Origin of the sequence: Marinobacter sp. 1-4A, assembly GCF_016597725.1 — a bacterium.
In the GTDB taxonomy this organism is placed as follows: Bacteria; Pseudomonadota; Gammaproteobacteria; order Pseudomonadales; family Oleiphilaceae; genus Marinobacter.
On the sequence record NZ_VCGY01000002.1, the window covers coordinates 53,529 to 75,604 of the forward strand.

The 22,076-nt window shown below is 53.7% G+C and carries 16 protein-coding genes; 9 read left to right on the top strand and 7 right to left on the bottom strand.

What is annotated here, in order from left to right:
- Positions 1-6: 6 nt before the first annotated feature.
- From narH to FE845_RS04010, 3 genes are all read right to left on the bottom strand, one after another.
- Entirely contained in the window at positions 7-1,578 is a 1,572-nt protein-coding gene (gene narH, locus FE845_RS04000; RefSeq protein ID WP_200361918.1) for a nitrate reductase subunit beta, read from the bottom strand.
- Positions 1,575-5,318: a nitrate reductase subunit alpha gene (locus FE845_RS04005; RefSeq protein ID WP_200361919.1), complete on the bottom strand. Its 3,744-nt coding sequence runs from the start codon at positions 5,316-5,318 to the stop codon at positions 1,575-1,577. Before FE845_RS04005 ends, narH begins: the two co-directional genes overlap by 4 nt.
- A gap of 122 nt (positions 5,319-5,440) precedes the next feature.
- A complete protein-coding gene (locus FE845_RS04010) occupies positions 5,441-6,709 on the bottom strand; it encodes an MFS transporter (protein ID WP_200362775.1) in 1,269 nt (422 codons plus the stop codon).
- Positions 6,710-6,864: 155 nt separating this feature from the next.
- Between FE845_RS04010 and FE845_RS04015 the strand changes: the two genes are divergently transcribed.
- The 5 genes from FE845_RS04015 to FE845_RS04035 all read left to right on the top strand — a co-directional run bounded on the left by FE845_RS04015 (position 6,865) and on the right by FE845_RS04035 (position 11,318).
- Positions 6,865-8,724, top strand: coding sequence for a histidine kinase (locus FE845_RS04015; protein WP_200361920.1), 1,860 nt, complete (start codon positions 6,865-6,867; stop codon positions 8,722-8,724).
- 63 nt (positions 8,725-8,787) lie between these two features.
- The gene (gene narL / locus FE845_RS04020) at positions 8,788-9,459 is read left to right on the top strand and encodes a two-component system response regulator NarL (RefSeq protein WP_200361921.1); all 672 of its coding nucleotides are present in this window, start codon (positions 8,788-8,790) and stop codon (positions 9,457-9,459) included.
- A gap of 70 nt (positions 9,460-9,529) precedes the next feature.
- On the top strand, positions 9,530-10,024 hold the full coding sequence (gene ubiT, locus FE845_RS04025; RefSeq protein WP_200361922.1) for a ubiquinone anaerobic biosynthesis accessory factor UbiT: 495 nt from the start codon (positions 9,530-9,532) through the stop codon (positions 10,022-10,024).
- A gap of 104 nt (positions 10,025-10,128) precedes the next feature.
- Entirely contained in the window at positions 10,129-10,590 is a 462-nt protein-coding gene (locus tag FE845_RS04030; RefSeq protein ID WP_227714080.1) for a hypothetical protein, read from the top strand.
- 35 nt (positions 10,591-10,625) lie between these two features.
- Positions 10,626-11,318, top strand: coding sequence for an MOSC domain-containing protein (locus FE845_RS04035; RefSeq protein WP_200361923.1), 693 nt, complete (start codon positions 10,626-10,628; stop codon positions 11,316-11,318).
- Here the strand turns inward: FE845_RS04035 and FE845_RS04040 are convergent.
- Together FE845_RS04040 and ubiU are read right to left on the bottom strand one after the other, a co-directional pair.
- Positions 11,315-12,214, bottom strand: coding sequence for a U32 family peptidase (locus tag FE845_RS04040; protein ID WP_200361924.1), 900 nt, complete (start codon positions 12,212-12,214; stop codon positions 11,315-11,317). The genes FE845_RS04035 and FE845_RS04040 overlap by 4 nt on opposite strands.
- 14 nt (positions 12,215-12,228) lie before the next feature.
- Positions 12,229-13,224, bottom strand: coding sequence for a ubiquinone anaerobic biosynthesis protein UbiU (ubiU, locus tag FE845_RS04045; protein ID WP_200361925.1), 996 nt, complete (start codon positions 13,222-13,224; stop codon positions 12,229-12,231).
- 293 nt (positions 13,225-13,517) lie between these two features.
- On the opposite strand from ubiU, the gene FE845_RS04050 reads away from it, so the two are divergent.
- Together FE845_RS04050 and FE845_RS04055 are read left to right on the top strand one after the other, a co-directional pair.
- Positions 13,518-14,972: a nitrate- and nitrite sensing domain-containing protein gene (locus FE845_RS04050; RefSeq protein WP_200361926.1), complete on the top strand. Its 1,455-nt coding sequence runs from the start codon at positions 13,518-13,520 to the stop codon at positions 14,970-14,972.
- Between the two features lie 125 nt (positions 14,973-15,097).
- A complete protein-coding gene (locus FE845_RS04055; RefSeq protein ID WP_227714081.1) occupies positions 15,098-15,811 on the top strand; it encodes a methyl-accepting chemotaxis protein in 714 nt (237 codons plus the stop codon).
- A 52-nt stretch (positions 15,812-15,863) separates the two neighbouring features.
- On the opposite strand, the gene hemN is transcribed toward FE845_RS04055, so the two are convergent.
- Entirely contained in the window at positions 15,864-17,282 is a 1,419-nt protein-coding gene (gene hemN / locus FE845_RS04060) for an oxygen-independent coproporphyrinogen III oxidase (protein WP_200361927.1), read from the bottom strand.
- 240 nt (positions 17,283-17,522) lie between these two features.
- Here hemN and FE845_RS04065 point away from each other — a divergent pair, with 240 nt between their 5' ends.
- Positions 17,523-19,055, top strand: coding sequence for a cryptochrome/photolyase family protein (locus FE845_RS04065; protein ID WP_200361928.1), 1,533 nt, complete (start codon positions 17,523-17,525; stop codon positions 19,053-19,055).
- A 73-nt stretch (positions 19,056-19,128) separates the two neighbouring features.
- Positions 19,129-20,358: a substrate-binding periplasmic protein gene (locus FE845_RS04070; protein ID WP_200361929.1), complete on the top strand. Its 1,230-nt coding sequence runs from the start codon at positions 19,129-19,131 to the stop codon at positions 20,356-20,358.
- Here FE845_RS04070 and FE845_RS04075 read toward each other — a convergent pair.
- Entirely contained in the window at positions 20,355-22,043 is a 1,689-nt protein-coding gene (locus tag FE845_RS04075) for an HAD family hydrolase (RefSeq protein WP_200361930.1), read from the bottom strand. The genes FE845_RS04070 and FE845_RS04075 overlap by 4 nt on opposite strands.
- Between the last annotated feature and the right edge of the window lie 33 nt (positions 22,044-22,076).

Sequence of the window (22,076 nt, forward strand, 5' to 3'; positions counted from 1 at the left end):
GCCTCCTTACTCCTGCAGCTGTTTCGGATCGACTTGCTTCACAGTGGTCAGCTTTTGCACCATGGTGGAGGTGTTTTTACGACCGCCAAACATGCTGAATTCGCTGTCGCCACCGCTGCAACCGTCGCCGAAGCTGAAGCCGCAACCACCGCGCTCACCGTGTGCATCCGGGAAGGCTTCCTTCGCCAATTCACGATGGCTGGTCGGAATCACGAAACGATCCTCGTAATCGGCAATGGCCAGATAACGGTACATTTCGTCGGCTTGAGCCTTGGTTAGGCCAACTTCCTCCAATGCACGCAGATCCTCAACGCCGTCTACTGTTTCTGCGCGCTTGTACAAACGCATGGCCATGATGCGCTTGAGCGCACGCACAATCGGCTTCTCGTCACCCGCGGTAAGCAGGTTGGCCAGATACTTCACCGGTATCCGCAGGCTTTCGATCTTCGGCAATACGCCGTCGAACTCAACCTTGCCCGCTTCTGCTGCAGACTGGATCGGGCTCAGAGGCGGCACGTACCAGACCATGGGCAGAGTGCGGTATTCCGGGTGCAGAGGCAGGGCCAGTTTCCAGTCCACCGCCATCTTGTAAACCGGGCTGCGCTGAGCCGCCTGGATCACGTTCATTGGCACGCCGTCTTTTTTCGCTTGCTCAATCACTTTCGGATCGTTCGGATCCAGGAAGATTTCCAACTGCTTTTCGTACAGCTCGTGCTCGCCCGGAGTGCTTGCTACTTCTTCAATGCGGTCGGCATCGTAAAGCAACACACCCAGATAGCGGATACGGCCTACACAGGTCTCGGAGCATACGGTCGGCATACCGGCTTCAATACGCGGGTAGCAGAAGATGCACTTTTCAGACTTGCCGGTTTTCCAGTTGAAGTAGATCTTCTTGTACGGGCAGCCGGATACACACATCCGCCAGCCACGGCACTTGTCCTGATCGATCAGTACAATGCCGTCTTCTTCCCGCTTGTAGATAGCGCCACTCGGGCAACTGGCCACACAGGTCGGGTTCAGACAGTGCTCGCACAGGCGCGGCAGGTACATCATGAACGTGCTTTCAAACTGACCGTATATGTCTGCCTGAATCTGGTCGAAGTTTTTATCCTTGCGACGCTTGGCAAACTCGGTACCGAGAATTTCTTCCCAGTTCGGGCCCCACTCGATTTTCTGCATACGCTTGCCGGAGATCAGCGAGCGAGGCCGTGCAACCGGCTGGTGCTTGCTGTCGCCTGCGGTGTGCAGATGCTGATAATCGAAATCAAACGGCTCGTAGTAGTCGTCAATTTCCGGCAGGTCCGGGTTGGCGAAAATGTTCGCCAGTACCCGGAACTTGCCGCCAATTCGCGGGCGGATCTTGCCGCTGGCATCACGCATCCAGCCGCCTTTCCACTTATCCTGGTTTTCCCACTCTTTCGGGTAACCAATACCTGGCTTGGTTTCTACGTTGTTGAACCAGGCGTATTCCATGCCTTCACGGCTGGTCCACACGTTTTTGCAAGTCACTGAACAGGTATGGCAACCGATGCATTTGTCCAGGTTCAGCACCATGCCTACTTGGGAACGGATCTTCATTTTACAGCCTCCTGAACAGTGTCGTTGCCTTCGCCATCAAGCCAGTCAACGTTCTTCATTTTGCGCACCACCACGAACTCATCGCGGTTGGAACCCACGGTTCCATAGTAGTTAAAGCCGTAGGAGAACTGCGCGTAGCCACCAATCATGTGCGTGGGCTTCGGGCAAGCCCGAGTAACCGAGTTGTGAATACCACCGCGGCTTCCGGTCACTTCCGAGCCGGGAATGTTCACAATCCGTTCCTGAGCGTGGTACATCATCATCATGCCCGGCATAACCCGCTGGCTGACAACGGCCCGCGCTGCGAGCGCTCCGTTGGCGTTGAATACTTCTACCCAGTCGTTGTCTTCAACACCCACGTCGCGGGCATCATCCTCACTCAGCCACACAATGGGGCCACCGCGAGACAGGGTCAGCATCAACAGGTTGTCGCTGTAGGTACTGTGGATACCCCACTTCTGGTGCGGTGTCAGGAAGTTCAACGCTTTTTCCGGGTTGCCATTGGGTTTTGCGTTCAGCAATGGCGCTGCGGCTTTAGTGTTAATAGGCGGACGGTAGACCAACAAGCTTTCGCCGAAGGCACGCATCCACTCGTGATCCAGATAGAACTGCTGGCGGCCTGTCAATGTGCGCCAGGGAATCAGCTCGTGCACGTTGGTGTAGCCCGCGTTGTAAGACACATGGTCGTCTTCCAGGCCAGACCAGGTCGGGCTGGAGATGATCTTGCGGGGCTGCGCCACGATATCGCGGAAGCGAATCGCTTCGTGCTCTTTGCCCACCGCAAGGTGGCTGTGATCCAGCCCGGTGAATTCCGACAGCGCAGCCCAGGCTTTAACAGCCACGTGGCCGTTGGTTTCCGGCGCCAGCGTCAGAATTACTTCAGCTGCATCAATGGCACTTTCAATTTTCGGACGACCTGCGTTCGCTCCGTCGATGTGCTTGTAGTTCAGCTCACCCAAGAAGCTCACTTCTTTTTCGGTATTCCAGTTAATACCCTTACCACCGTTACCCAACTTGTCCATCAACGGCCCAAGTGAGGTGAAGCGCGCGTAGGTATTGGGGTAATCCCGCTCTACCGTAATGAAGTTAGGAGCAGTTTTGCCGGGAATTAGCTCACACTCGCCTTTCTTCCAGTCTTTAACATCGAATGGCTGGCCCAGTTCTGCAGCAGCGTCGTGCATCAGCGGCAGGGTAACCACGTCTTTTTCGACACCCAGATGGCCTTCCGCCGCCTTGGAGAAGGACTTGGCGATGCCTTTGTAGATTTCCCAGTCACTGCGGGATTCCCACGCGGGGTCTGTCGCAGCCGTCAGCGGGTGAATGAACGGGTGCATGTCAGACGTATTCAGGTCGTTCTTTTCATACCAGGTAGCGGTAGGCAGAACTATGTCTGAGTACAAGCAGGTTGTAGACATGCGGAAGTCGAGAGTAACCAGCAAGTCGAGCTTGCCTTCCGGTGCCTCATCGCGCCACTTCACTTCCTCAGGCTTGATGCCGCCGTTATGGCCCAGATCTTTACCCTGCACGCCGCTGGTGGTCCCCAACAGGTACTTAAGCATGTACTCATGCCCCTTACCGGAAGAACCCAGCAGGTTGGAGCGCCAGATAAACATGTTGCGCGGATGGTTCTGGGGTGCTTCCGGATCTTCCGACGCAAAGGCCAGTGAACCGTCCTTCATGGACTGGGTCACGTAGGCAGGTACATCCATACCGGCTTTTTCAGCTTCTGCTGCGATGGTCAGCGGGTTGCGATTAAGCTGTGGAGCAGATGGCAACCACCCCATGCGCTCGGCACGCACGTTGTAGTCGATCAGGCTGCCACCGAACTTGGACTTGTCGGCCAGAGGCGAAAGAATCTCGCTCACATCCAGCTTCTCATAGCGCCACTGCCCGGAATGGGCGTAGAAGAACGAGGTACCGTTCATCTGACGTGGTGGACGCTGCCAATCCAGACCAAATGCCAGCGGCTGCCAGCCAGTCTGCGGGCGCAGCTTTTCCTGGCCTACGTAGTGAGCCCAGCCACCACCGCTCTGACCGATACAGCCACACATAACCAACATGTTGATCAGCGCGCGGTAGTTCATGTCCATGTGATACCAGTGGTTCATACCGGCACCAACAATGATCATGGAACGGCCCTTGGTTTTATGGGCGTTCTCACCAAATTCACGGGCAATACGAATCACTTTTTCAGCGGGTACGCCGGTGATCTTCTCCTGCCAGGCCGGAGTGTACGGCTTGATTTCATCGTAGGAGGTTGCGCCGTCGTCATCGCCCAGACCGCGGCTGATGCCGTAGTTGGCCATCATCAGGTCGTACACGGTAACTACGAGAGCTTCGCCACCGTCAGCCAGCTCGATTTTACGGCTGCCCAGCTTGTGGGTCAGGGTGTCGCTGATTTCAACAGACTTGAAGTGATCGTGCTTAACACCTCCGAAATACGGGAAGGCCACATCAACCACTTCGTCATGCTTTTCAACCAGAGACAACTGAAGGCTGACGTCGTCCGTCTTGGCTGTTTGCTTCAGGTTCCACTTGCCCTTCTCACCCCAGCGATAGCCGATAGAGCCGTTAGGCGCTGTCAGCTGGTTGCTGGCTTCATCAATGGCAATGGTTTTCCATTCCGGGTTGTTCTCTTCACCCAGTCCGCCCACCAGATCACTGGCACGCAGGAATCGGCCAGGTACGTAACGGCCATCTTCCATTTTGTCGAGCTTCACCAGATAAGGCATGTCGGTGTAACGACGCACGTAGTCGGTGAAATACTCACTGGGGTTGTCGAGATGGAATTCTTTGAGGATGACATGCCCCATAGCTATACCCAGAGCGGCATCTGTACCCTGCTTGGGGTTCAGCCACTCATCTGACAGCTTGGAGACTTCTGCGTAGTCCGGGGTAATGGCAACTGTCTTGGTGCCTTTGTAGCGCACTTCGGTAAAGAAGTGAGCGTCCGGAGTACGGGTTTGAGGCACGTTGGAACCCCAGGCAATGATATAGCCTGAGTTGTACCAGTCAGCAGATTCAGGAACGTCGGTCTGCTCACCCCAGACTTGCGGAGAAGCCGGTGGCAAATCGCAGTACCAGTCGTAGAAGCTCAGGCACACGCCACCAATCATGGAAAGGTAGCGGCTACCGGAAGCGTAAGACACCATAGACATGGCCGGAATTGGCGAGAAGCCGATGATGCGATCCGGGCCGACTTTCTTGGCGGTGTATACGTTTGCCGCACCAATCAGTTCGTTAACTTCGTCCCAGGTAGAACGCACAAAGCCGCCCATACCACGGCGGGGCTTGTACTCGGCCGTTTTCTTCGGGTCTTCCACAATGGAGGCCCAAGCTTCAACAGGGTCGTTGAACTGAATACGTGCGGCACGCCAAAGCTTCATCAGGTGCTTGCGCATTAACGGGTATTTCAGACGGTTGGCGCTATACATGTACCAGGAGTAACTGGCACCGCGAGGGCAGCCACGAGGCTCATGGTTGGGTAGATCCGGGCGGGTACGGGGATAGTCGGTTTGCTGGGTTTCCCAAGTAACCAGGCCGTTCTTAACGTAGATTTTCCAACTACAGGAGCCGGTGCAGTTTACGCCGTGAGTGGAGCGCACAATCTTGTCGTGCTGCCAGCGTTGGCGGTAGCTGTCTTCCCAGTCGCGATTCACATCGTGGGTTTCGCCGTGGCCGTTCGCGAAGGATTCGCGCTTTTTGCTGAAGTAGCTCAGCTTATCGATCAAATGACTCATGGTCTCTCTCTCCGTCTGCCGGATCGTTTTTCCGATTTAAGATCATTGTGTGGGAGAACAACCCTGAAATCTGCGTGGTTACTACCACATAACCCGCACCTACCACTGAGGTGGTAGGCGACTTATATCCCCGGTTGGAGAAGGGTCTGACGTTCGTGTTGGCGATTGAAGCGGGCAAACATGAATTGGCAAATGCAAAGCAGCAGAAACAGGATCATAAATACAGCACTGCGAACACCCAGCCAGTGATTCACCGCGCCAAAAATAACCGGTAGGAGGAAAGCTACGGAACAGGCACTAACAAGTAATAAACCGGCAACAAACGCAGCGTTCTGGCGACTTTCGATAATCACCATTCTCTGTAGGCTGCCCGTAGCGCAACCAAGGGCCATTCCGAGAACCACTACAAAGACACTTTCAAACGTCATGGGCAAAGCAAACTCAACCTTGATGGTTGTTTCCACGCCGCGAATAAACAGCGTCATAGGCGGATAAGACAGCACCACCAAAGCTACGAGGCCCACCAGAAGCGACCGACTAATGACCCGGGGGCTGCCGAAACGATCAGACAAACCGCCCCCAAGAATCTGCGCCAGAGCACCCGGAATGATGAACCACTGCGCAAGCTTGGCGCCGGATTGCACCTGCAAATCGAACTGGGAAGAAAGGTAGTCTGGAAGCCACAAAGCCAGCGCAAAAAAACTGCCTGCCACCACGCCAAAGTAGGCGCCAAGCTGCCATATGCCCTGCCGCCTGTAGCGACAGAACAGCACGAAAATAGAGACGTCAGCTTGCAGGTCTGCGACGGCGTCTTCCGGGTCTGTGAGTAACAATAAAAGTGCAAGCACCAACAAAAGGACAATCAAGTAAGCCAGCGGAACGCCATGCCAAGAGAAGGCCTCATGGAACAGTGGAACGAGGTAGTAAGTAAACCCGGCGCCGGTAACACCAGCGCCAAACACTCCAAGTACAAGTCCCAACCGTTGTGGCTTGCAACTACTGGTTACAAACTGCAGCCCAGCGCTGTAAAACCCACCGGCCAGCCCTAGCCCGCCAGCTGCGAGCAGATATCCGGGAAAGGTATCGGTAGTGAGCAAGACCACCATGCAAACTGCAAGCCCGGCAAGGCAAATGAGCATAATGCGACGGGCGCCAAACTTACGTGCAGCAAGGCCTGCGGGTACAGCCAAAAACGCGCTTACAGCCATGGGCATGGCCAACAAAAGGCCAAACTGAAGATTACTCAGGCTGAGCTCGGCCCTAAGATGAATGCCAGCAACTGCAAATAGCGTCCAGCAGCCTGCTGCAATCACGAAGCCTGTTAGTGCCAGCGGCAGGATCACAGCAAGTGATGCCAGCCGCTCATCCTCCTGATCCGCCTCTGACTTCATTCGCGAATGCCCTTGTAAACTGTTTTTAATGCCGCCTTTCAGTCTCATCTTTTGCTCTGGCGCAGGTCAAAGACTATGATGGGATACCAACCATTGGGGTAATTGACTAACCTCAAGGAGGTATTCAAGCCCGGCGACTGCAAAGACGAGACGTGATGAAATCCAGAAGCCCCCTTGTTAACCGGATTGCCATCGTGGTTTGTGCCGTTGTTCTGACATCCCTTGTCAGCATGGCAACGACGCTTGCGGTTTCAAAAAGTATTGAAGGTAACGCCACGGCAATTAATCTAGCGGGCGCACTGCGCATGGGCGCATTTCGATTGCTGTCCCACGCCGCCAGCCCCGAAGACGACAGAGTTGGAGAAGACAAGTTTCAAGAACTGGCCTCCCGTTACGAGCTAAGCCTCAAAGACACTCACATTACTCGTGCTATTCCTGAAACGGACGATCACCCGCTCACAAAACAGTATCGAGCCATAACAACCTATTGGGAAAAAACCCTACGCCCCGGCCTTGCAAACCATCCGAAGGGCGCGCCAATTAATCCCGAGATGCTTGCCGCAACCGAGTCCTATGTAGCCTCTGTAAACCAACTGGTCAGCATGCTGGAACGACGCACCGAAGCGCGCATCGGTTTGCTGCATCTTATTCAGATCATCAGCTTGGCCTTCTCCATACTTATCATTGTTGCCCTATTTGTTGATCTGCGAAACAGGGTGCTCAAGCCCCTACGCAAACTGGTGAGCATTGCGAGAGCCGTAGGTGAACAAGACTTTTCACAAAAAGCAAACATGAAAGGTAGCGACGAACTGGCGCAGTTAGGCAGCGCATTTGACCAAATGAGCAGCGAGCTGGCACTCACCTATTATGAACTGGAAGAGCGCGCGCGCAGCAAAACCGAAGAGCTTGAGAAAAGCCACGCTGCCCTGCAACTACTCCACTCTGCCAGCCGTAGTTTGTTTGCCAACCACGACCTGTGCAGCGGCGCAGTGCCTATGCTGCAGGAACTGGAGCTGCTGCTGGGTATAGGGCCGATTCGGCTTTACCTCCACGACAAGGAATCCTCAGAACCAGTGCAGGCTGTCACCACAACGACAACAGAGCGCCCCTTTTATTGCCGTGACCACCACTGCAATGCCTGCTTGGTAACACATGAGGTTTATGATGAACTGCCGATAGAAGAGAATGATGGTCGCAGACTGCTGTTGCCCATTCGAACACCCGGCACACTTCTTGGCACACTGGAGGTTTGGTACCCTGCCGACGAAGAACTTTCAGACACTGCCCGCCACCTACTGGAGACGCTTAGCGACCAGTTGGCAACGGCCATTTTTCTAGAACGCCAGATCACGGAAGAACAGCAGCTTACGTTGGCCGAGGAGCGCACAGTCATTGCACGGGAGCTTCACGACTCTTTGGCGCAATCCTTGTCCTATCTAAAAATGCAGGTCGCTCGCCTACGTCGCTTGAATATAGAAGGTGACCAAAAAAGCGCCCACGACGCCATTTTAGACGAGCTAAGCACTGGCCTGAACAGCGCCTATCGCCAGCTACGCGAACTGTTGGCCACTTTCCGGCTGAAACTGGACACTCCAGACCTCGCTACGGCTTTGCGCAAAACCATAGAAGAATTTTCAACGAGGTTGGGTAAGGCTGTCGGCCTGAATTACAATCTCCCGCCCCAGGCACTATCGCCTAACGAGGAGATTCACACACTGCAGATTGTGCGCGAGGGTTTGGCCAACGCCGTCAAACACGCCGACGCAACCGAGGTTGCTGTAGATGTGCTGTTCGAATCGCCACAGGTAAAAGTAAACATAAGGGATAACGGCAAGGGTTTGCCCGAAGGCGGGCAGCCGGTCAATCATTACGGACTGATCATCATGCAAGACCGCGCTCGTACGTTGGGCGGCAGGATTAGTGTGCAAAACCGCGATAACGGCGGCGTTGAAGTTATACTTACGTTCATTCCAAAAAGCCGGCACCTTATTCCAAGTGAAACATCAAGCAGTTGAACACAAAAAAGGTGGCAACTTGAAAACGCCGCTACCTAATCAAGAGAGAGGAAGCGAAGTACCATGTCTGAAGTAGCGTCTGATACACCCGCCAGCATTTTGCTGATCGACGATCATCCACTGTTGCGCCAAGGCATCAAGCAGCTCGTCGAAATGGAAGAAGACATGGTAGTGGCGGGTGAGGCCAGCAATGCCACCGACGGCATTCGGCTGGCAACCGAGCTAGAGCCTGATCTGATTCTGATGGACCTTAATATGCCAGAGGTCAGCGGCATTGATGCACTGAAAAAACTACGGGAACTGAATGTGAGCTCCCGAATCGTGATGTTTACGGTATCTGACCAGGAAGATGACGTAGTCGCCGCCCTGCGCGCTGGCGCCGACGGCTACTTGCTGAAGGACATGGAGCCGGAAGACATGATTGCCCAGCTGCGCCAAGCTGCGCTTGGGAAAATGGTTATCAGTGACCGCCTGACAACCCTTCTCGCTGAAGCTTTGCGTTCCAACAAACCACAGCAAGCTTCACGCCCTGATTTCGACAGCCTAACCCCGCGGGAAAAAGACATTCTTCGGCTTATTGCAGAGGGCCTATCCAACAAGATGATTGGTCGCAAGCTGGATATCAGCGATGGCACCGTAAAAGTGCATGTGAAGCACCTACTCAAAAAACTCAGCCTGCGCTCGCGAGTTGAGGTTGCTGTGTGGGCTGTGGAGGAAGGTCTGCACAAGGGCTGAGCTATATCAAATCAAACACAGCGCGTTTTGTTTACTCTGGGCAGTCTGAATTCACTGCCCGGAGTTGATTATGGCCCTGCCCTTGCCGATTCGTTTACCTTTATCCAGCAACCCTCTGATCAGCGACTCTCTGGCATTACTTTCTGAATACCTGCCATCGCCCTTTCCTTTGTTAGACGCCATTGATCGCTCAATTCCGATGCCGATAAAACAGCTGGTTGCAGAAGCGCCTCTCAATAGAGTATTTGCTGAAGCTATTGCTGATGGCGAGTTTGACGATTTTGAAGGGCGCAGCATCCGGCTGGAAGTGAACGGCGGACACCCAGGTATTACGTTCGGGTTTTGGTCTGGCAGGCTACGTGTGCTGAATGGCCCGGGCGAAGCCACCATTCGCGGCTCCTTCTCTGCGTTCAAAACCCTCGCCGAACGTCGGCAAGACCCTGACCAGCTGTTTTTTCAGCGACGACTGGTGATAGAAGGAGATACGGAATTGGGTCTAGCCCTGAAAAACCTTCTCGACAGCCTAGAGTGGGATCTCAAGCTCCAGAAATTGCGTTTATTTTGAAGCTTTCTGTTGTTAGGGCCATATGAAACCCACGCGACCCTGTGCGATGGTTTAGGAACATCAAGCGGGGAATCCGGCCCCGTTTTGCACAGTGAGCGAGCAAAATGAACGAAATTCACATGATGTCACTGGCTGAAAGGCTCTGCCTTACCGCCGCCTTTGTCTTTTTTATGACGGGGCTGCTAACAGGTATCTGGAAGTACTGGTGCATGGCCCAAAGCCCGAAAGCAGCAGCGCCACGGTACGTGGACATAGCCCACCGTAGCTCACTCATGTACAGCTTTGCCGCCGTGTTGCTGGGTTGGTTTGCCAGCTACAGTGTATTTCCGGTTTGGCTGAATACTCTGGGCGCCGTATCTGCCTTGGGCTTTTTTGCTTTAGCCATTGGCACTTACATCATTCACGGTTTTTTGCGGGATACCAGCAACCAGCTACGCAAGCCGCACACGTTGGGCACCATAGCACTGCCGTTTTGGATTGTTCATGGCTTTATGATTACCCTTATTGTGGCTGAGGTGGGAGGATCGCTGATTTTGGGAGCCGGTGCCATGATGGCAATCTGGTGAACCGGTTCCGGTTCGGGAAGCTTTGGAGTACTCAAATGGCAAACGGCGTTGTAATCAGGGAGCTCAGAGTTGGCAATCTAAACATGCTTGGCAATACTGAGACCCTTACGGGCATCTACAAGCAGCAGGTTGACTCCGCTTATCTAAATTCAAATGGCTTGAGCGACGACCAGCAAGGCGACAAAAACCACCATGGAGGGCCAGAAAAAGCCCTGCACCACTTTGCCTCAGAGCATTATCCGCGACTTCGTAAAGCGCTGCCCGAACCCGCCGCTGAGTATTGTCAGCCGGGAGCCTTTGGTGAAAACCTAGTGACTTCAGGATTTACCGAAGCCGACGTGTGTGTGGGCGATATTTTCGTGCTTGGGGAAGCCGTTGTTCAAATCTCCCAGCCTCGCCAGCCTTGCTGGCGCCTGAACTTGCGCTTTGGCATTCCCAATATGTCTCAACGTCTGCAAAACACGCTGAGAACAGGGTGGTATTACCGGGTGCTGCAGCCCGGACTGATTAGAAAGGACGACATATTGCAGCTCATGGAACGTCCCCATGAAGACTGGCCGCTTAGCCGAGTGCTGCACTTGTTATACGAAAACACTTTGGACCTGAACGCGCTTGGGCTGATGGCCAGTATCAATGAGCTCTCCCCCAACCTGAAACTGCTCGCAAAAAAACGTCTGGAATCGCAGCAAGTTGAGGATTGGGGGAGGCGGCTATTTGGCCAGCCCTAAGCCTGACCATCCACAAGATCCATGCCCGGTTTGCCATACCAGTAACCGTTACAGGGCGGTGCCTCCACCAACTGCAATGGGTCTGCTGCCGGAGCCTCCCCACGACGCACCTGATCATAGCGGCGAACCACTTCAGCCATGCCCTGATGCTCGGGGCTTAGGCGCACGGTTGCTACGCCCATTTTTTCCATATCCGGTATTTCGCGCATCAGGTCGTAGCGGGAGCCAGACAAGGTTGAAATACCATTCAACCGAAACAGCTCTTGCGATTCCCGTGAACGCAGCTCCATCCCATCTGGGTGTTGCAAACAGCGGAATTCACAGTTGTCTTTAGGCAGATTATAGTGCCGAGCTGTAAAACAACGGGACGACCAAGCCAAGGGCAGAAAGCCCCAAGCGAACACTTCCGCAGGCAAATCCAGACCTTCGTTTTTTAGCTCCACAATTAACTGCTGTAAGGTTTCTCGGCCCAGCTCTACGGGCAAGCTCCAACCTTTCAAACCCTGTTTTGCTAGCAGCTTCAATGTCGCGGTGTTGTAGAGATTCATCGAAGGGCCGGTCACGAATGGCAGTTTGTTCTGGGTTGCCAATCGCAGCGCACTTTGGTCGTTGGCTTCAACCAGATAGTCCTGCTGGCTGCAGATTCTACGTAACGCCCGCAGGTCAGCTTCAGACTCGATCAGCGTTTGCGTTGATAGCACGACCTGTTTGCCGGACTCCTTGAGTACGCTGGCGATCTCGAACCAATCTGCAAGCTTCAATTCACGGCGGCGGGAGCAGACGGTTTCCCCCAAGTACACCGTATCAACCGGCCATTCGGCGGCGTTGGCGTAGAAATCAAACACGGTTTGTTTAGACCAGAACCAAAGAATCGGGCCCAAAGAGAGCTTCATCATGGAGTTACTCCGCGTTATTTCCATTTGCGATGATAGGCGCCGATGGTGGTCAAGCCACCTTCCGACAAGCCCGCCAGCGTGCTGTTCCAAGCAGGGTCCACACAAAAATCCCCGGTGCCTGCATTTAGCCGGTCAAGAGCTTGGCGCCAAGTGCGCGCAACATCAGCGATATAAGACGGGCTGCGTTGGCGGCCTTCAATTTTTACAGCGCTGATGCCGAGCTCTTTCAATTCCGGTAACAAATCCAGAGTGTTCAGACTCACCGGCTCTTCAATGGCGTGGTACACACTGCCCTCAACTTCGAAACGGCCTTTGCACAAAGTGGGGTAGCCGGCAGATTCGCCTTTGCCATATCGGTCGATCAATACATCGTTAAGACGGGACTCCAAACCGTTCGGAGTTTCATGCCAACGTACAGCCTTGGCTGGCGAGCAGGCACCGCGGGTATTGGGTGACTCATCGGTGAGATAGGAAGACAAATAACAACGCCCCTCTGCCATGATACACAGGCTGCCAAAGGCAAATACCTCCAACTCGACCGGGCTGTGTTTTGCAACACCACGCACCTGATCTATAGATAACACCCTCGGCAACACGGCACGGCGGATATCAAAATTGTCCTTATAGAAGCGCAGGGCTTCGTAACTTGTGGCCGACCCCTGCACTGAAAGATGCCGATGGACTTGCGGGTGCTTGTTGGCTGCATAGTCCAACAGCCCCATATCCGCGAGGATAATTGCATCCACTCCCAGTGCCGCCGCCCGGTCAACGGCCCCTTTCCAAGTTTCCCAGCCATCCGGCTGTGGGTAGGTGTTGATGGCACAAAATACTCTGGCACCTTTACTGTGGGCGTACTCAATGCCCTCGCCTGCTCGCTTGTCATTAAAATTAAGGCCAGCGAACTGGCGGGCATTGGTGCTGTCTTTAAACCCCAAGTAGACGGCATCGGCGCCGTTATCTACCGCGGTTTTTAGTGCCGGCAAGCTACCGGCCGGGCAAACAAGTTCCATGGGCTTTCTCCCGGTCAACGTTGCACAGACCATACGCCGGGCCATCTACTGGGGCATTGACCTTTGTCAGCGGAACCACCAATACCCGCCATGCCCCACGCCAATACCCATTTAGGGTTACTCCACGCACCATTACGTATAGCCAGTTTTTTTCGTTAAAACCCATGGGTTTAACATTGCATAACAATAAGTTACCAGCGTATACCTACCACCAAACGTACCTCGTGCTGTGAATGGTTTTGGCAACGACACTTATCCACAATGGAGGCCATTCACGAACATGAGGGATCCCGATGAACAACATCATCAACAACCTCTCCATGCGAGGAAAGCTCATCACGCTTGTGATGCCCGCCTTGCTGGTGATCATCTACTTTGCCGTTGAGAGCATAGCCTTGAACGCAGGGCAACTGAACGACATGAAACAGCTACGCTTATTGGTTCAGTTGGCCAATATCGGCGATCCGCTGATCGAGACATTGCAGAAAGAACGTGGCCGCTCGGCAGTTGTGCTCTCAGGAGGGTCGAATCGGGAAGCGGCACAGCAAGCAAAGCAGGCACTAGCCAGCCAGCGCCTGCAAACCAATAATCGGTTGTCTGACTACCGATCAAACCTTACTGCCCTTCAACAGGAAGCCAGCTTCGGCCCTGAAGTAACCGCCAGTATTGACTCTGTCGATCAGAAGCTCGCCACTATTGACCAGCTCCGCAGCAGCGTCGACCGGGGCTCTCTGAGTGGGCTTGAAGCTGGAGGCCGCTATACGCAGCCCATCGCCGGATTACTTAACCGGATTCCTCTTATTATCTCGCGCTCAACTGATCCAGAGCTTACCCGCGACATTAATGCCTACTATGCTCTGGCAGAGGCGGCTGAAGCGGCGGGCAAAGAACGTGCAACGGGAGCCGCTCTCATTAGCAGCGGCGATTTTGACCTTCCGTCGATTCAAAAAATTGCAGCCTTTGAAGGCCACCAAGAAGCGTTCATTCGTGAAGCCAGCGCTATGTTGGTATCAGACCCCGCACAGCTTACAGCCTTGGAAAACCTTGCCACCACCGAAGAAAACCGCGACCTGCAAGCGAAACGTGACACTCTTTTCAGCAGCCCTTCAGGCATGTACGCACTGAATTCAGCTGAGTGGTTTGATATTACAACCAAGCAGTTAAGCAACCTTAACGACTTGCGCAGCATCTTGCTCGACCGCACATCAACCGCTGCCGCCGATGGTGTTGCCAGCGCCCGGCACGATCTGTTGGTGGCATCTGGAATTGCGGCTGCAGCCATCATTGCAGTTTTTGCTCTGATGCTGCTTATGGTTAATGCGATAAACAGGCAGATCAACAACCTGTTAGACGGCGTGCGGTTTGCTATGGATAACAAGGACCTGAGGCAGCAAATGCAGGTTTCCAGCAAAGACGAAATCGGCAACATCGGTCGGGCTATCAACGAGCTCTTTATCAAGTTTGGAAGTGCCCTCAAGCACATCGACAATGCCAGCATTCAACTAGTGTCCCGTCTGGCTAATTCCTTAATCTACTGCTTGCCTCTGAGGACTCTGACCAAGGCGTCAGTCTGCAGATGTGGTGGTTCCACATCAAGGACTGACAACACCGGCTCAGAGTCCTCAGAGGCAAGCCCTTCGGGAGCTTCTGAGAAGCCGAAAAGCGTCGTTCTGCTGTCTCGATTTGGAACCACCAAACCTTCACCAGCACGCCTAGCTCTTCGGCTTCTCAGAAGCTCAGTAGATTAAGGAATTAGCCAGACGGGACACTAGCGACAGCCACCGAAGAAACCAGCTCCACAGCCAGTCAAAACGCGGCTCAAACCAAAAACCAGCAAACCCAGATAGAACAAGTTGCTGCAGCTACCGAGGAAATGTCCGCTACGTCTGAGCAGATTTCCCAAAACACCCAGCAGGTGGCAGACGCCGCCAATATGGTTACAGAGAGAAGCCGAACCGGAGAAGACGTATTGCGCAACAGCATAAGCCGCATACGCTCTCTAGCCAGTTCGGTGGGAGACGTAAATGAAGTAATCGAAGAGTTGGAGAAGCGCAGCAGCAGCATTGTGGAAGTGGTGGATGTTATCCGCAAGGTAGCTGACCAGACCAACTTACTGGCCTTGAACGCCGCCATTGAGGCCGCTCGAGCTGGAGAGTACGGCCGCGGGTTTGCGGTCGTGGCTGACGAAGTTCGAACTTTGGCCCGCCAGACGCACGACTCCACCACGCAAATTGAAGACATTGTTAATAGCTTCAAGGTAATCACCGACAGCGCCAGCCGTTCTATTACAGCCAGCCACAAGCTTGCCAATGAAACCAGCGAGCAATCCGCGGAGCTGGAACAAACCTTTGCGGCCATTCTCGGAGACGTGAACAACATCTCTGGCATGGCGACCCAGATAGCGGCCGCATCCGAGCAACAGGTTGCGGTTACCCGAGAATTGGCCGGGAACATGGAATCAGTCAGTGAGGTAGCCATACTGACACTTACCGGCTCTCAGGAGATATCCCACGTTACAGGAGAGCAGGCGCGACTCGCCCGGCAACTGCAAGATCTGGCTAACGAATTCAAAGTTACAGCGGCCTAACCCAGAGTAACAAGCGAAAGCAGTCCGGGGCGCCTAGCGGCCCCGGACCAACTCAGATAATGCGCGAAAACCGCTGGCTAGCGCCCTCTTTACGGTAGAAATCGAAAATCTGGCATATCGCGCGAATCAGCAGTCGGCCGGCAGGCTCTACTTGCAGCACCTGACCATTATCGCCAATCAACTCATCTGCCATCATCGGCTTTAGACGCGCCAACTCGTCTGCAAAGTAGTTATCGAAATCCTCCTGCCACTGGGCAGAGAATTGTTGACGATCCAGACGGAACTGGCAAATAAGCTGACCAATAACCCAACGGCGAATTCGGTCGTCTCGAGTCAGGTTCACACCTTTGGTAATCGCTAATTGGCCAGCATCAATAGAGGCTTCCCACGCGGGCAGATCATGGTTGTTCTGGAAGTAAGCATCGTCAGTCTGGCCGATAGCCGAAACACCCAGAGAAACCAGATCACAATCCGAGTGGGTGGTATAGCCTTGGAAGTTCCGGTGCAAGCGCCCTGCACGTTGCGCAACCGCCAAGCTGTCATCCGGCTTGGCAAAGTGGTCCATGCCGATGTACTCATAACCCGCATCAAGCAAGCGTTTGATAGTGTTATGCAGAATGGTCAGTTTTTGTTGCGGCGATGGCAACGTATCATCCTTGATGCGGGTTTGCGGATAAAAACGTTCCGGCAGATGCGCGTAACTGAATACTGACAACCTATCCGGCGACATTTCCAGTACAGCTTCGAGAGTATCCGCAAAACTTTCCGGCGTCTGGTGGGGTAGGCCGTAGATCAGATCGAGGTTAATGGAACCAAACCCAAGGTTCCGGGCTTCCTTCAGAACCGCTTCGGTCATTTCTCTGGGCTGTATCCGGTTAACAGCCTTTTGAACCTCGGGATTTACATCCTGAACTCCCAGACTGATACGGTTAAAACCAAGCTCCCATAGAGTTGGCAGAGTGTCTTGATCCACTTCTCTGGGATCAATTTCTACGCTGTAATCATGCTCTCCATCACTTTGAAGATTGAACAACTCAGCGTACCCATCCATCAACTCCCGCATAACATCTTTCGGCAGGAAGGTTGGTGTACCGCCGCCCCAATGCAGCTGCTTTACCGGGCGATCCGAGCCAAACAACTTCGACTGCATAGCCGCTTCTTTCAGAACGCGCTCTACATAAGGCATCGCCTTGTCGCGCTTCTTGGTGATCACCTTATTGCAGGCGCAGTAGTAACAAAGGTGCGCGCAAAACGGCAGGTGGGTATATAGGGAAAGAGGCCGGTTGCTGGCTTTGCTGCGGGCGGCAGCTTCCACCATCTGCTCAACCGGATAGTTCTGGTTAAACTCCACGGCCGTGGGATAAGAAGTATAGCGTGGCCCACTGAGGTCGTAGCGTTTGATCAGCGCATCATCCCAGATGAACTCCGGGAGTGTAGATTCAGCAGCTTGTGGTGCGGTGTCGGAAGCCATAATAAAAAACTCTGAGCGTATGATGTATGGGGTCAGCGCGGGAGCAACGCATTATAGGCGAAGCCGGCTAAACGCATCTTGATGCGAGTCATCTTGACTAATATCTGGATTTTATCAGCCTCTCGCCTGAACTACCCTTGTGCCTAGTGCGTATTCTCGCTACCTACTATGGGTTAAGCGCCCAAGTGTTCCTCAGTGAAAAAAAACAAAAACCCGCCAGCAACCGGAGCGCACCCTCACATGGCCAACCTGATTCTGATTCTTGGTGATCAGCTGACAACCGACATCAGCGCCCTTGAAGGGGCCGACCCAAAACGCGACACAGTTGTAATGGCAGAAGTTCATGAGGAAGCCAGCTATACCAACCATCACAAGAAAAAGCTGGTGCTGCTGTTCAGCGCCATGCGCCACTTTGCTCAAAAGCTGAAACAGGACGGATGGCAAGTTCACTATCAGCAGTATCATCCGGACAACAAACATCAAAGCCTAGAAGGCGTTGTGTCTTCCCTGCTTGGTGATCTGCGTCCAAGCAACATCATCACAACCGAATGCGGTGAATGGCGATTACACAACCAGATCTGCCAATTGCAGAAACGCTTGGGTGTGCCGGTAGAAATCCGCACTGACACCCGCTTTATTGCCAGCAAGCGCGAGTTTGCTAATTGGGCCGAGGGCCGCAAGCAGTTGCGCATGGAGTTCTTTTACCGGGAAATGCGGCGTAAAACCGGGCTACTGATGACACCAGACGGCAAGCCAGAGGGCGGCAACTGGAACTTCGACGCCGATAATCGGCGCAAATGGAGCGGCAAACCGCCCGCTCCCGCGCCATTCCGAATAGAGCCGGATGCCATAACCCGCGAGGTAATCGATCTGGTAGAGCAGCACTTCACCGATCACTTCGGCGTTACCGACGATTTTCACTTTGCAGTCACCTCGGGGGATGCGCAAGAGGCCCTGAACTACTTCATCGAGTTTGCTCTGCCCTGCTTCGGCGACTATCAAGACGCCATGTCTGACAACGAAGACTGGCTGTTCCATTCCATTCTGTCACCCTATATTAACTGCGGCCTGCTCGACCCTCTCGCGGTATGCGAAGCTGCAGCGAGCGCTTGGTATGCCGGGCAGGCGCCTATTAATGCGGTTGAAGGTTTTATCCGCCAAATTATTGGTTGGCGCGAGTTCGTAAGAGGCATTTATTGGCTGCACATGCCGGGGTACGCAAAGGAAAACCGCCTTGGTAACACCCGCGCACTGCCCTGGTTCTACTGGACGGGCGAAACCAACATGCGCTGCCTGCACAAGGCCATCGACGCTACCCGGCGTAATGCCTACGCCCATCACATTCAGAGGCTGATGGTTACCGGCAACTTCGCACTATTGGCAGGCGTAGCACCGGAGGAAATTTGTGACTGGTACTTGGCCGTTTACGCCGATGCCTATGACTGGGTTGAGCTGCCCAATGTGCTAGGCATGGTGATGCACGCTGACGGCGGCTATCTGGGGTCAAAGCCTTACGCCGCCAGCGGCAAATACATTCAACGTATGTCTGACCACTGTTCCAACTGCCACTACAAGGTTAGCAAAAGCACCGAGCCCGACGCCTGCCCATTCAACTCCCTGTACTGGCACTTCATTGACCGCCACCGAGCTGATTTCGAACGCAACCCACGTATGGGGATGATGTACCGGAACTGGGACAAGCAGAAACCGGAAAAACGCGAAGCCCTGTTAAGAAGGGCGGAGAATCTGCTAACTAATCTTGAGGTCATATAAGGAAAAATCCCTTTGCAACTGCTAGTGTCCTATAAACTCCACTCTCCCCTGACAAATGGAATGTACGGTCATTATGGGATACCGGCCACTAGCACTTGGTGCCATCGCATTGCTAACATTTCAGGTTTGCTTCGCACAGCAGCCCTCTCTGAATCTTGTTACGTTTGAGGCGCCGCCCTATCAGATAAGCCGAGAGGGTACGGACATACGCGGCGAAACCGTAAACACTGTAACCTGCGCTGCAAAAGCAGCCGGCTGGACCACAAATATAACTATGGTGCCCCAAAAACGCGCCATTTATTCACTTAAGCGGAACATGGCAGATGGCTATTTTGCAGCAGATCCATCTGCGGAGCTGGATGCCATAGCCCGCCAGAGCTACCCGGTCGCGCTGGAGAAGTGGTACTTCTTTACTCTGGATGCGTTACCCAAACCGAGCAAAGACCGGATAGGCGTTGTTGATGGCAGTAACGAAGAAGCCTGGCTGAAAGCAAACGGTTACAACATTTATTTGAGCGTTACTTCACCCAAGCAGTTGCTAGCACTACTCGAACGAGGAAGAATCAATGCGGCACTCATGGATGAGCGGGTAATGCAGGACCTGAACACCGACTCCGGAACACCCGCCATAGACAGCCTACACTCCCACTTTCTTCGCTATGCGCCACTACACCTGTACCTTGGTAATGTATTTCAGGTGACCTATCCGAGCTTTCTATCTGCGTTCAATGAGGCACTTCCGACCTGCATGGGGAAAAACCTGCAGCTGTCCGAGCGAGAGTTAACGCATATTGAGGTGTTAACAAGGCGACTGCTAGCCGAACTGCGTGGGCTACTAAACCTACAGCAAGCTCTAAAATCGGGCCCGAAACCCAGTACTCTAGCGGAAGTGCTGTCAATCGATAGCAAATGGCAAGCGTTGGCCCCAAAGGCCGAACTGCCTCTGGCATCGCATATTCGGAACCTACCCGCTTCGCAAACACTCGAAAACTGGCAACGATCTTATCAAGGCCTGGTTACAGAGGTGATGCTAGTCAACAGCATGGGCACCATTGCTGCAATGAGCCAGCTCACTTCTGATTATTGGCAGGGAGACGAACCTAAGTTTCTGGAGGTCGCTGGCAGCGAATTAACGACAGAGCCGCGAGATCGAAATTTTCTCTTTGTTTCTCCCGTTCGATACGATCAATCTACAACCCGATTCCAGATTTCTGTCAGTGCCCCCCTCTTTTCTGGCGATGACAAAGCGCCTAACGGGGTCATCGTATTGGGTCTTGATATTGAAGAAGCTATGGGCATTTAAGGCGGCCCGATTTCGCACGCCAGCACCAGCGCCCAAAATTCTGAAAAATCATTGACCACCACATCGGGCTTGTCCGGATGCTTGTGGGTGCCGGGAAAGATTTGGTTCAGCCAAGGTAAATCCCACTGGGCGCCGTTGAAGAAAACGGAGGTCATGCCCGCACGTTTAGCTGCAATCACATCGGTGGTGCTGTCACCCACGTACCAAACACTGGGGTCGGGCGGATAGTCGAGCTTCTGCACTGCCAGCAAGAGTTGGTCTGGGTGCGGTTTGCGTAAGGGTGTGTCATCACCGCAAACATCTACATCAAAGAGCTCCACCCAACCGGTATCTTCAACCGCAGCCAGTTCGTGTTCGAAAAACTCACGGTCACGGTTGGTGATGACACCCACCTGAATGTTCAGGCGCCGCAGCCCCTCCAGCACTGCGCGAACCTTGGCTTCAAAGGCTTTTACCGTGCCGTAGTGATTTCGGTAATGGTGATTGAACGCTTTGTGGGCTATTTGTTTTGCGTCTTGATCATCGCCGAAAAGCACTTCAAAGATATCCGTACGTGAGATTTTCCGATCAGCCTTTACCTTTGGGTGAAGCTTGGCAAATTCACGAACATAGGCCACCAGTTTTGCGTCTTGCGGTGTTTTGCTATCTTCTGGCGCGACCATCCGCTGCATTAGCCCGAGCTTGTGAAAATCCGGGAACATGTCGTCCACCGCGTGATACATGGCGTCTAGGGTATCCACAAGCGTTGCGTGCCAATCGAACAATATGACCTCTGGCCGAATCAGCTTTACTACGGCGGGGTGCCAATCTGGCTCTATGCGAGGTTCCGGGCGAGCAGGCGGAGGAAAAGCAGCAGGACGAACATCTGCCGGGGAGTTCAGGAAGTTCTCGGGATCTGCACGCTCTATCAGCGCAAGTAAATCCATCAACTCTTCAAAACTATCCACCACAGCCAGTGGTTCATCACGCCGGGTAAACCAACTGCGTATCCGATCAGCTTCCCACTGAGCACCGTTATAGAAAATACCAGACACCCCGGCACGATTGGCAGTCAACATATCGACATAGCTATCGCCGATGTACCAAGCCCTCGCGTTGGGCGGGAGACTGAGTTCGTCCAGAACCCGGTGGATTACCTGAGGGTCCGGCTTGTATTCCGTCACATCATCAGCGCACACAGTTGCTTCGAACAAATGTTGCCAACGCCCCTCATCGACGGTTTCCAATTCCGTATCGAAAAACTCCCGATTTCTATTAGTGGCCACAGCCAAACGGATGCCCATGGCTTTTAACGCTGAAAGGTATTCATAGGCACCGGGCTGAAACGGCCGTACCTGCCCGAAATATCGACGGTACGCTTGGTTGTAGGCCTGATGAGCAGTCAATTTAGCGGCGGTATTCCCACCAAAAATCGCATTGAATATATCGGTTCTTGATACCCTCCGCTCCGCCAAAATGCGTGGGTGCAAGCGCCGGAAAATGCGGATGTAGCGAACCAGCCTCGCATCGTCTTCCGTGCGACATTCTTCTTCCGGAAGCAGTTGGTCGACCAATCCCAACTCTTCAAGTTGCGGCAGCATGTCCTCCATGGCGCTGAACATGGCATCGTGGGTATCCACCAAGGTTCCATGCCAGTCAAATATCATCACAGACGGCGCTGCCAGAGATTCACTCAAGCGATCCATAAACAATCCTTTGGCGTTTCAGGGGCGTATAGA